General features: G+C 46.9%; 9 protein-coding genes and 1 pseudogene. 4 read left to right on the top strand and 6 right to left on the bottom strand.

The features are described from left to right. The first annotated feature begins 271 nt into the window (after positions 1 to 271). From ABD031_RS15005 to dprA, 4 genes are all read left to right on the top strand, one after another. Entirely contained in the window at positions 272 to 2,077 is a 1,806-nt protein-coding gene (locus ABD031_RS15005; protein WP_343852906.1) for a DEAD/DEAH box helicase, read from the top strand. 80 nt (positions 2,078 to 2,157) lie between these two features. Beyond that, positions 2,158 to 2,862, top strand: coding sequence for an RsmE family RNA methyltransferase (locus tag ABD031_RS15000; RefSeq protein WP_343852904.1), 705 nt, complete (start codon positions 2,158 to 2,160; stop codon positions 2,860 to 2,862). 129 nt (positions 2,863 to 2,991) lie between these two features. Next, positions 2,992 to 3,345: a MerR family transcriptional regulator gene (locus ABD031_RS14995; protein ID WP_343852902.1), complete on the top strand. Its 354-nt coding sequence runs from the start codon at positions 2,992 to 2,994 to the stop codon at positions 3,343 to 3,345. Then, positions 3,317 to 4,444, top strand: a complete 1,128-nt coding sequence (dprA, locus tag ABD031_RS14990) for a DNA-processing protein DprA (RefSeq protein ID WP_343852900.1) — start codon at positions 3,317 to 3,319, stop codon at positions 4,442 to 4,444. Before ABD031_RS14995 ends, dprA begins: the two co-directional genes overlap by 29 nt. A gap of 12 nt (positions 4,445 to 4,456) precedes the next feature. On the opposite strand, the pseudogene ABD031_RS22400 reads toward dprA, so the two are convergent. From ABD031_RS22400 to ABD031_RS14960, 6 genes and pseudogenes are all read right to left on the bottom strand, one after another. Next, positions 4,457 to 4,981, bottom strand: a pseudogene (locus ABD031_RS22400) (Uma2 family endonuclease). A gap of 93 nt (positions 4,982 to 5,074) precedes the next feature. Beyond that, positions 5,075 to 5,926 carry a hydroxymethylglutaryl-CoA lyase gene (locus ABD031_RS14980; protein ID WP_343852896.1) on the bottom strand — a complete coding sequence of 284 codons (852 nt, stop codon included), beginning with the start codon at positions 5,924 to 5,926 and terminating at the stop codon, positions 5,075 to 5,077. 49 nt (positions 5,927 to 5,975) lie between these two features. Beyond that, on the bottom strand, positions 5,976 to 6,713 hold the full coding sequence (locus ABD031_RS14975) for an energy transducer TonB (protein WP_343852894.1): 738 nt from the start codon (positions 6,711 to 6,713) through the stop codon (positions 5,976 to 5,978). A gap of 81 nt (positions 6,714 to 6,794) precedes the next feature. Beyond that, positions 6,795 to 7,748 (bottom strand): methylenetetrahydrofolate reductase [NAD(P)H], encoded by a 954-nt coding sequence (metF, locus tag ABD031_RS14970; RefSeq protein ID WP_343852892.1) that lies wholly within the window; start codon positions 7,746 to 7,748, stop codon positions 6,795 to 6,797. Positions 7,749 to 7,754: 6 nt separating this feature from the next. After that, complete coding sequence (gene metH, locus ABD031_RS14965) at positions 7,755 to 10,436, bottom strand: methionine synthase (RefSeq protein WP_343852889.1); 2,682 nt, start codon at positions 10,434 to 10,436, stop codon at positions 7,755 to 7,757. Continuing rightward, positions 10,429 to 11,484 (bottom strand): homocysteine S-methyltransferase family protein, encoded by a 1,056-nt coding sequence (locus ABD031_RS14960; RefSeq protein WP_343852887.1) that lies wholly within the window; start codon positions 11,482 to 11,484, stop codon positions 10,429 to 10,431. The genes metH and ABD031_RS14960 overlap by 8 nt, the downstream gene beginning before the upstream one ends. Positions 11,485 to 11,491: the final 7 nt, after the last annotated feature.

The raw sequence follows: 11,491 nt of genomic DNA, 5'->3' as shown, positions 1-11,491 counted from the left end.
AATCCGATATCATATGATCTCTTTTATTTATTACACCACATAATCATCCTCCACAGCCTATCGAAATCGATTGAAACCAAATATATTTCGCTTTTAATCGCCGAATTATATCGAATCTTCCAAAAATTTTTAAAGCGGGGTTGGATTTCCAAATTATTAACCCTACTTTTGCATCGTCAATTTTGACACAGCTATTTTTCGTGCCGTGAATCCTTACTGTCGCTTGTCTGGGATTTAGGAGTACATGGCAAGAAAAAGTAAGGAAACATTCATGGAAAACACACTAAAGTTCTCAGACCTGGGGATTTCGGGAGAAATCGTGCGGGCAGTGGAAGAGATGGGTTACACAACCCCTTCCCCAATTCAATCACAAGCTATTCCTTTCGTCCTCGAAGGGCGCGATGTAATCGGTCAGGCTCAAACCGGAACCGGTAAAACCGCAGCTTTTGCAATTCCTATCATCGACCTCGTCGATGCGGAATTCAACAAACCACAAGCTATCATTCTTTGCCCTACCCGAGAACTTGCAGTTCAGGTAGAAGGCGAAATCCAAAAACTAGCCAAATTCCACAGAGCCATCAATTCAGTTGCGATCTACGGAGGTGAATCTATCGACAAGCAGATCCGAATCCTTAAGAAAGGCGTTCAGATCGTAGTAGGTACGCCCGGTCGTATTCAGGATCACATGAACCGTGGCACACTGAAGTTGGATAACGTCGGAATCATCGTTTTGGACGAGGCAGACGAAATGCTCGACATGGGCTTCAGAGACGATATCGAGGCGATCTTAGAGCAAATGCCGGAAGAAAGACAGACCGTATTTTTCTCCGCAACGATGGCCAAGCCGATCATGGATTTGACCAGAAAGTATCAAAAAGATCCTGAAATCATCAAAGTCGCTAAAAACGAACTGACAGTTTCAAAAATCGAGCAGGTTTACTATGAAGTGAGGTCTTCTTTGAAGATGGAATTGATGACTCGATTGATGAACATCAACAATTACGCATTGAGTGTAGTGTTCTGTAACACCAAGAGAATGACCGACGAAGTTACGGAGTCTCTGGGGGCCAGAGGAATCTTGGCTGAGGCGCTTCACGGTGATCTTTCTCAAGCGCAAAGAGATAAAGTAATGGGTAAGTTCCGTAAGGGACTTTGCTCGGTATTGGTAGCGACTGACGTGGCTGCCCGTGGTATCGACGTGGACAATGTGGAAGCCGTATTCAACTATGACCTTCCGTTGGACGAAGAATATTACGTACACAGAATCGGTCGTACTGGCCGTGCTGGTAAGTCTGGTACAGCGATCACTTTCGTGACCGGTCGCAGAGAATCATTTAAACTCAGAGATCTGGAGCGCTATACCAAAGCTACCATTGCTAAAATGACTCCTCCATCTGTCAACGAATTAGTTGAGCTGAAAAAAGCACAACTGGTCAAAGACGTCTACAAAGTCTTGGCTGTAGAAGAAGACAATCAGCTTTTCGAAGCAACTATCGGTCAAATGCTTACTGAAGGCTTGTCTATCGAGCAGATTGCTTTGGGCTTGATCAAGATGACGATGGGTGAAACCGTGAAAGAATTGAAAGAGCAGGATTTCGGAATCGAAGCCTACGGAGCAAGAAGAGAAGGATCAAGAGACGGAGGCCGTGATTTCGGCAGAGGCGAAAGCAGATTCGGACGTGGCGAGAGAGGTTCTGACAGATTTGGCAGAGGCGAAGGTCGTGGTGATCGTTTTGAAGGCCGCGGCGAGCGCGGAGGAAGATTCGGTGACAGAAAAGAAGGCGGAGCTCCAAGAGAATTTGAAAGAAGAGGCCCAAGAGAAGAAAGAACGCGTGACGCCAACATGACCCGTTTGTTCTTGAACCTTGGCAACAAAGACAGAATACGTCCCAACGATATCGTAGGTGCCATCGCGGGCGAAACCGGCGTACCGGGCAGAAGCATCGGGGGCATAGACATCTTCGACAACTTCTCCTTCGTGGACGTTCCAAATAAGGACGCCGAACATGTGATCCGAGTGATGAAAAACAACACGATTAAAGGAAAGTCCGTCAACATGGAAATTTCAAAAGGTTAATTTGGTTAAAGGTTAATAGTGTTAAAGGCACATTTCTTAAGGAAATGTGCTTTTTTTGTGTCCAAATCGCAGTGTTGCCCATGCAGCTTTTTTTTCAGGAAAAAATCGAAACACCTCTCACCTACCTCAACGAGGAAGAATCCAAACATTTGGTCAGAGTGCTTCGCAAAAAACAAGGTGACAGCATCCGACTGACTAATGGTCAGGGACAGGTTTTTGAAGGTGTGATCTTGGATGCAAATCCAAAGAAAGCCAGTCTCAAAATCTTGACATCAACTGAGGTTCCCGAGGACATCTTTCATATCCACTTGGCCATTGCGCCGACCAAAAGTCCGGATCGGATAGAGTGGATGGTAGAAAAAATCACAGAGGTAGGTTTTCATGAGTTGACCTTGCTGGAAACGATGAATTCAGAACGGAGTTTTTTGAAAACAGATCGACTCCACAAAAAAGTGATCTCAGCTTGCATGCAGAGCCTGAAATTTCGAATTCCAGTCTTACATCCTATTCGAAAACTGTCGGAACTTTTCAAGTCAACTGATTTTGAGGATTTTCAGAAATTCATTGCCTATGTGAATGAAGAGCACGAAAACCATCTCTTGGATGTCGCAAAGCCGGGAGGAAACTACCTGATTCTCATCGGCCCTGAGGGAGACTTTGACCCAAAAGAGATCCAAACTGCAGTTGAAAATGGCTTTAAACCCGTGTCTTTGGGGAAAAGTAGACTCAGAACAGAAACCGCCGGACTGGCAGCAATTCAGATGCTTCAGGTACTAAACCGCTGAATCCAACGTTTTTTTTACCCTAACCTCAAGTAACCCTTGAAGTCATCACACAAATTTTTAACTTAGATATTAAACGTAACTCTCCAAAGAGTTGAAACCTTTGAAGAGTTACTATTAACAAATACTGCTGTGCCGTACAAAGAGCGAGAGATCGAAAAAAAATACCATTCCATCGGGGAGGTTGCTGAAATGTTCAAGGTAGCACCATCGCTTATACGTTACTGGGAGGGTGAATTTGACATCATTCGTCCTAAAAAAGACCGGAAAGGTAATCGTCGATACACCAAAGACGACATCCAAAAGATTCGCTACGTGTACCACCTGGTCAAGGAAAAAGGATATACGCTGCAGGGAGCTCAGGAAGTGATCTCCTCCGGTAAAAATCAGGGATTCGACAAGGTAGCGGCAGTTCAAAAGCTTCAGGAAATCAAAGACTTTTTAATCAATCTGAAGAATGAGCTCCAAAACCGAAAAGGATCCTGAAAAAATTCGTTACTATTTAGCCCTCTCTCAAGCTCAAAAAGTAGGCCCAAGCGTATTTAAAGCTATACTAGCCTACAGCGGGTCGGCGAAGGCTTTTTTTCAGCTCAACAAAGGCAAAGCGGCCAAGATCCCACGCGTCGGAGAGAAACTCCTTGCAATACAAAGCCAATCCGAGTCACTCCTTCGCAAAGCAGACGAATTGATCGAACACTGCGAGAAAAAAGGCTTTCGAATCTCAGTTTTTACCGATGCAGACTTCCCCAGCCGACTGAAAGTTCTGGAAGATGGCCCCATCATCCTCTTTACGCAGGGGAATGGCAACCTGAATTTTGAGCGAAGCATAGGAATAGTCGGGACTCGCAGTGCAACTACCTATGGCAAATCAATCACTCGAAAGATCGTAGAGGATCTCCTTCCCTACCAGCCGGTTATCATTTCCGGTCTGGCTTACGGAATCGATATCGAAGCACATCGCGCGGCCATGCAGGTTGGCTTACCCACGGTCGCGGTAATGGGCTCTCCCCTCTCACAGATCTATCCTGCAGCACATAAGAAGACTGCAGAGCAGCTGCAAGAGATGGGGATTCTGATGAGCGAATATGCTCCTGGAAGCACGATGGTTCCAGGGAATTTTCCGGCACGAAACCGGATCATCGCCGGCCTCTCCGATGCGTTGATCGTAGTAGAAGCCGCAGTGAAAGGCGGTGCTTTGATTACCGCAGAGATTGCCTACAGCTACAATAAAGACGTCTTTGCGGTACCGGGAAACCTGCAATCCGCATTTTCCGAAGGATGTAATCAGCTGATCAAAAAGATGAAAGCGGGGATCTACACTGGACCAGGCGATATCGCTGAGGCATTATTTTGGACAAAGCCGGGAGAAGAAGCCGTCAAAAGACCGAATTTGGATCTATCCGGCAGAGATGACGACGAAGTCTCGATCTTGAAATTACTACAGGAGAAAGGGGAATCAGAGATCGACCAGATCAGCTACCAAACGGAAATTCCCTTGGGGATGCTATCCTCCAAACTGCTTTCTCTGGAGTTTGAGGGCATTGTCAAGTCGCTGCCGGGGAAAAAGTATAAGCTGTTGATATAGAAATGGCTGTGCCTATTGCTCAAAAACATCTTCTAGATTGAGCATAAAGCCCGGCAAACAGGACGATGTGATAATATCCTCTGAGATGAACAGCTTTGACGGCTGAAATCTCCCGTCGACAAGCGTGTAGATCAACAAAGTCTGCTCAATGGGATGGATGACCCAATATTCTTTGACGTCACACTCTTCGTACACCTCGTATATCAGTTTCAGTTTTTTCCAGTTGTTTCGAGACAACCTGCTTCTTCCAACTTGGTCGGATCGCAAATCACGGAGGGATCTGGCTGAACCACGGTAAAGATTTCAGAATTTTTCCTGGACTTTACAGGAAGTCGTACATCGAAAGGAGCGTGAAAAACCTGACAGGGTTTACCCTTCAGATACCGCTCTAACTCGAAAGTAAGATTGACCGACACTCGTTGATGGCTCAACGCAGGTGCTGCGATGTCTTTTTTTAGACCTTACCCTTAATCAATTCGCCATCTCCTCCATCTGCCAAGTGATATAGTCGGCATAGGAATAGAGTCCGTATTCAATATCCGGTTCATTGACTACATCTGGTTTTTTGGACTCCGTGGGTAGAAGGTACTAAATATCAGGTTCAGGCAATCGATTTTAGGAACTGATCAATCAGGGATTAAACACAAACTGAGTCAGCTTCATCGCCTCCGCAAGTTCTGGTTTGTTGAGTCCAAGCGAATACCCTACGCTTTCCATTTTTTCGATCATCACTTCCGTCGCCATGTTTCCGACCAACTCATCCTTTGCCATTGGGCAACCTCCAAATCCTTTCAAAGCGCCGTCAAAGCGTTTGCATCCACCTTTCAACCCGGCACATACTTTCTCCGAAATAGACTCAGGTCGGCTGTGCAGATGTGCTCCAAACTCGATCTGAGGAAACGTTTCAATTTGAATTTTGAATAATTCTGTGATCAATCCCGGAGTGGCGATACCAATGGTATCTGAAAGAGAAATTGTTTCAATTCCCAATAAAACTAGTTTTTCCACAAATTCTGCAATAAGATCAGGAGAATAAGAGTCACCATACGGATTGCCAAATCCCATGCTGAGATACACAACCTGCTTTTTTCCCTTGATCTCACAAAGATTCTGAATCTCCTCTACCAGAACCATTGCTTCTGCGATGGAGGCATTCGTATTTCTCCGCTGAAAAGTCTCCGAGACAGAAAGCGGAAATCCCAAGTAATCGATCTCGGGAAAGTGAAGTGCGTCTTGCGCACCTCGGACGTTGGCTACGATAGCCAACAGCTTGGATTTGGAGTTATGGAGATCCAAAAGCTCCAATACTTCGGCCGTGTCCCGCATCTGCGGAACAGCCTTGGGGCTGACAAAACTCCCAAAATCAATTGTATCAAATCCCACCTCCAAAAGCTGGTTGATATAGGCAGCTTTGATCGCCGTGTCGATAAAACCCGAAATTCCCTGCATGGCGTCTCGGGGACATTCGATAAGCTTGATCATGGCCGAATATAAGGAGAAAGCAGTAGTGTAATCAAATTCATCAACTTGATTAACTCAACACAAACCGCAAAGGAAGAGTCACCTCAGAGCTCACGGCAACACCATTTTCTGTCTTCGGAGTCCATCGGTGAGGATAGCTCTCGATGACTCTTACCGCTTCTTTCCAAAGAGCTTCATGTATGAATTCCGCATTTCCGACGCGGATATTTCCAACAGTCCCATTTTCGTCAACCTCGAAGGCAAGGAGTACTGTCCCCTCTGCCTTTGCTGCTCTTGCCTCAGCCGGATATCGCATTGTTCCCGCCAAATAGGAATACCAACCATTTTCCCCACCTTTCGCAGAGGGTTCTTCGATAACAGGTTTCGCTATCTCAGCGCCAATTTCAGAATAATAAACCTCCGAGGTCACTTCATCACCCCACATAGCTAGCTCGCTTTTTAATGCTCCACTTGAATAAAAGTACTTTTGACGTGTCTCTCCTTTTTCGAAGTCCGTTCGCGTGCTAAACTCCATTACTCCATTGGTAAAATAACCGAGCTCCCTCTTACTCCTCTTATTCCCTTGATCGTCCAGTAGCGTTGTTGTGTGTCGAATCTTCACAGTGTCACGGGTGAACAGTTGTTGATGAATCACTCCATCCGCCACGGTGATGAGCTCCCTATATTCATACCCGTACTTTGCAGTGTCTAATACCGGTTTTTTCGCAAAATTCAGATATTGTAGGGTTTGGCTATAGCCACTGAAAGACAGCAATAAGATTGCGAGAAAAAAAACAAGTCGCCTCATATAAAAATTATTTCCCCTAAAAAAGTAAAAACTGCTGAATCTTGAAAATCCAGCAGCTGCTTTTTTACAATTTGGAGTGGGTTAAAAGACTGCCTTCGCAATCTTATAGGTCGTATCCGCCTTGCTCATGGTGTAGAAGTGCAGCGAAGGCACATTGGCCGCGATCAGCTCCTTACACTGCTCTACCGACCAAGCGATCCCCACTTCTTTGACATCGGCGTTGGTTTTGCATTTTTCGAGTTCGTCAGTCAAATCATCAGGCAAATCCAAGAAGAATGTTCTCGGTAGGTTGGTAATCTGTCCTAGCGTCGCGATCGGCTTAATCCCCGGAATGATCGGAACGGTGATGCCTGCCTGCCGCACTTTATCGACAAACTCAAAATACTTCTTGTTGTCAAAAAACATTTGGGTAACAATGTATTCGGCACCTTTGTCAATTTTTTCCTTCAGGTATTTAAGATCAAATTTCAAGCTTGGCGCTTCAAAATGCTTCTCCGGATAGCCGGCCACTCCGATACAAAATTCGGTATGGAAGCTGTTCTCGGTTTCCTCATGCAGGTAGCGGCCATTGTTCATCCGGACGATTTGCTCGACCAACTCACTCGCAAAGCTATGGCCCTCAGTTTCTGGAATAAACTTACCCTCCGTCTTTGGCGCATCGCCACGAAGAGCAAGTACGTTTTCAACTCCGATAAAATTGAGATCGATCAATGCATTTTCTGTTTCTTCCTTAGTAAATCCTCCGCATAGCAAATGCGGCACCGCATCCACGTGAAAACGGTTCATAATTGCCGCGCAGATACCGACCGTTCCGGGGCGCTTTTTAGTGCTGACCTTTTCCAGCAGTCCGTTAGGATGTTTTTTGTAAATAAACTCTTCCCGATGGTAGGTTACGTCCACAAAGGGCGGCTTGAACTCCATCAGGGGAGCAATCCCTTCCAAGAGTTCTTTCAGACTTTGTCCTTTCAGCGGAGGCAGAATTTCAAATGAAAAAAGCGTTGATTTCGCGTTTTTAAGGTGATCTGTTATTTTCATGTGTTGTCAATAGCTAATAATAGGTGCTGGAGAATAGGCCAAATTTGGAGAAAGTAAGCGCTCAGCTTGTTGGAGCGTGATTCCTTTTCGCTCGGCATAGCTTGCAACTTGATCCTCCCCAATTTTCCCCAAGCCGAAATACTTGCTTTCCGGATTGCCAAAGTAGAACCCAGAAACCGAGCTGGTCGGATACATCGCAAAACTGGAAGTCAGGGTGATACCCGCAGATTTTTCCAAATCAAGTAAGCGGTCGATCGTCATCTTTTCGGAGTGCTCCGGACAAGCCGGGTAGCCTGGCGCAGGACGGATTCCAGGGTATTCCTCTCGGATCAGGGAATCGTTATCGAGGCCTTCCTCAGTCGAGTAGCCCCAATAGTTCTTCCGGACTTCCTCATGAACATATTCCGCCGCGGCTTCAGCCAATCGATCAGCCAAAGCCTTGAACATAATATCATTGTAATCGTCACCCGCAGCTTGAAACTCGGCTAATTTCGCTTCCATTCCCAGCCCGGCGGTCACGGCAAAGCAACCTAGGTAATCGGTTTTCTCAGGATGCAGGTAGTCCGCAAGCGAGCGATTCGGTACGCCTTTTCCTTTTTTGCCTTGCTGGCGCAAAAAGTGGAAGGACGCTACTTGCTCTCCATTGGGCTCAAAAACCGCCACATCGTCATCCTTTCGCTGTACTGGATAAAGTCCAAAAACGGCATTTGCAGACAACCATTTCTCCGAAATCATTTGATCTAGCATTTCCTGAGCGTCGGAAAAAAGCTTCTTTGCTTCCTGTCCCACAATCGGATCTTCCAAGATTTTCGGGTATCTCCCACTTAGCATCCAGGTGCTGAAGAAGGGAGTCCAGTCGATGTACTTTCTCAGTACAGCAAGGTCGAGATCTTCCAAAGTCGTCCTACCGAGCACTTTGGGCTTCACTGGTACAAATGAACTCCAGTCAATTTCTACCGGATTTGCCTGGGCTTCTTGATAGCTGACCATTTGCTTCAACGACTGCTTCGCCTCGTGCTCCACCCGCAATTGCCGGTAAGCCTCCTTGAGTTGAATCCGGTAGCTTTCTCTCGTCTCTTCAGAAATCGCCTCTCCGGCTATCGGCACCGACTTACTCGCGTCCGTCACATGGACGACTGTACCAGAATAGACGGGATCGATCTTCACCGCCGTGTGGATTCTTGAAGTAGTTGCACCACCGATCAGCAAAGGAATCTTGACGCCTTGACGCTCCATTTCGGAAGCGACGTTGACCATTTCGTCCAGAGAAGGCGTGATCAAGCCGCTCAGTCCGATGATATCTACCTTATTTTTGATGGCCTCGTCGATGATCTTTTGAGCATCCACCATCACTCCCAGATCGATGATCAGGTAGCTGTTGCAAGCCAAGACGACTCCGACAATGTTTTTTCCAATATCGTGTACATCTCCTTTGACAGTCGCGAGAAGTATTTTCTTTAAAGTAGTCACCTGCCCCTCTTCGGGCAATGGCATAAACGGCTCCAGATAGGCCACCGCTTTTTTCATCACTCGGGCGGATTTCACGACCTGAGGAAGAAACATTTTCCCTTCTCCAAAAAGATCCCCCACCACGTTCATCCCGTCCATCAGCGGGCCTTCAATGACTTTTAGCGGATTGCTGAGTTCGAGACGCGCAGCTTCAGTGTCTTCGACGATGAAGTCCAAGATCCCTTTGACCAAGGCATGCTCGATGCGTTTTGCAACGGGATCAGTTCTCCACGCTTCGTTGACCACTTCCTTTTTTCCTGCGGCTTTTACTGTCTCGGCAAAGTCCAACAGCCGCTCAGTGGCGTCCTCTCTCCGATCAAAAAGCACATCTTCGACTCGCTCCAAGAGGTCTTTTGGGATATCGTCGTACACTTCCAACATCGTCGGATTGACGATGCCCATGTCCATGCCGTGATGTATGGCATGATAAAGGAATGCGGCATGCATGGCTTCTCTCATCCGATCATTTCCACGAAATGAAAAGGACATATTGCTGACTCCACCACTGACTTTTGCCCCGGGAAGATTTTCTTTGATCCACTTGGTACCGTTGAAAAAGTCAAGCGCATTCTTGCGGTGCTCCTCCATTCCTGTGGCAACCGGAAAGATATTTGGATCGAAGATGATGTCTTGAGGATTGAATTTGACCTGATCGACGAGAATTCGATAGCTTCTTTCGCAGATCTCGACTCGCCGATCATAGGTGTCTGCCTGCCCTTTTTCGTCAAAAGCCATGACCACGATCGCCGCGCCGAACTTCTTGACGGTCTTGGCCTGGTGTATAAATTCCGCCTCACCATTCTTTAGTGAAATTGAATTAACGATCCCTTTTCCCTGCACGCACTTCAAACCAGCCAAGATGATACTCCATTTTGAGCTGTCGATCATAATCGGAATGCGGCTGATCTCCGGTTCGGAAGCGATTAGGTTCAAGAATTTGACCATGGCAAATTCCCCGTCTAACATCCCTTCGTCCATGCAGACATCCAAAACCTGCGCACCGCCACGCACCTGATCGAGGGCGATTTCGAGTGCGTCGTCGTATTGGCCATTCAGGATCAGCCGGGCAAATTTCCTCGAACCTGTAATATTAGTCCGCTCGCCGATGTTGACAAAATTGATATTCGGGGTAAAAACCAGGGGCTCCAAGCCCGCCAGTTTCATGTAGTTCTTAGACATTGCTTTCCTCCTCTTCCGTTACGTCTTCGATGATTCTTGGCTTATATTCAGCGGCCATCTTGGCCAAAGCCGAAATGTGATCCGGCGTGGTGCCACAGCATCCGCCCAAAATATTCAGCATTCCTTCTTTCAAAAAGTCTCTGACCTGATCCGCCATCTCATTGGCACCCTGATCGTACAGTCCAAACTCATTTGGCAAGCCCGCATTTGGGTAGGCTGACACGTAAAACGGTGCTTTTTGCGCCAGCACCTTGAGATAGGGACGTAATTCTTTGGCACCCAAAGCACAATTCAATCCTACGGAAAGCAAAGGAACGTGGGAGACTGAGATCAGAAATGCCTCGGTCGTCTGACCAGACAGCGTGCGGCCTGAAGCATCCGTAATCGTACCAGAAATCATGATCGGAATCCCTCCGTCTTTTGGATCTAGCGGAATGTTCCGCTCTTCATAGACTTCCTGCACAGCGTACAAGGCCGCTTTTGCGTTAAGTGTATCGAAAATTGTCTCGATCAGGATGATGTCCGAACCACCATCGAGCAATCCTCTTACCTGTTCAGCATAGGCTTCCGCCAATTGATCAAAGGTTATTGCACGATAGCCGGGGTCGTTGACATCCGGAGAAAGTGAAGCCGTTCTGTTGGTTGGTCCTACAGCACCGGCTACGAAACGCGGTTTATGGGGTTCATTTGCAGAAAATTCATCCGCCACCTCCCGCGCGAGCTTCGCCGACTCAAAATTGATCAGATAAGCCAAGTGAGAAAGCTCGTAATCAGCCTGCGCGATCGTGGTTCCGGAGAAGGTGTTGGTTTCGATGATATCCGCCCCGGCTGCAAGGTATTCCCTGTGGATCTGTCGGATAATATCCGGCCGACTCAGGGAAAGGAGGTCATTGTTACCTTTGAGAGATTTAGGATGATTTTTCAACTCCGGTGTGCGAAAATCCTCCTCGATCAGCGTGTATCGTTGAATCATGGTTCCCATCGCTCCATCGAGGATCAACACTCGGTTTTGAATGGCTTGAAGGAGGGTTTCCGTTCTGTTTTGCATCGTATTC

This window comes from Algoriphagus jejuensis, from assembly GCF_039523455.1.
GTDB lineage: Bacteria > Bacteroidota > Bacteroidia > Cytophagales > Cyclobacteriaceae > Algoriphagus > Algoriphagus jejuensis.
The sequence above is the reverse complement of the archived record's forward strand: the minus strand, read 5'-3'. Positions and strand labels throughout refer to the sequence as shown.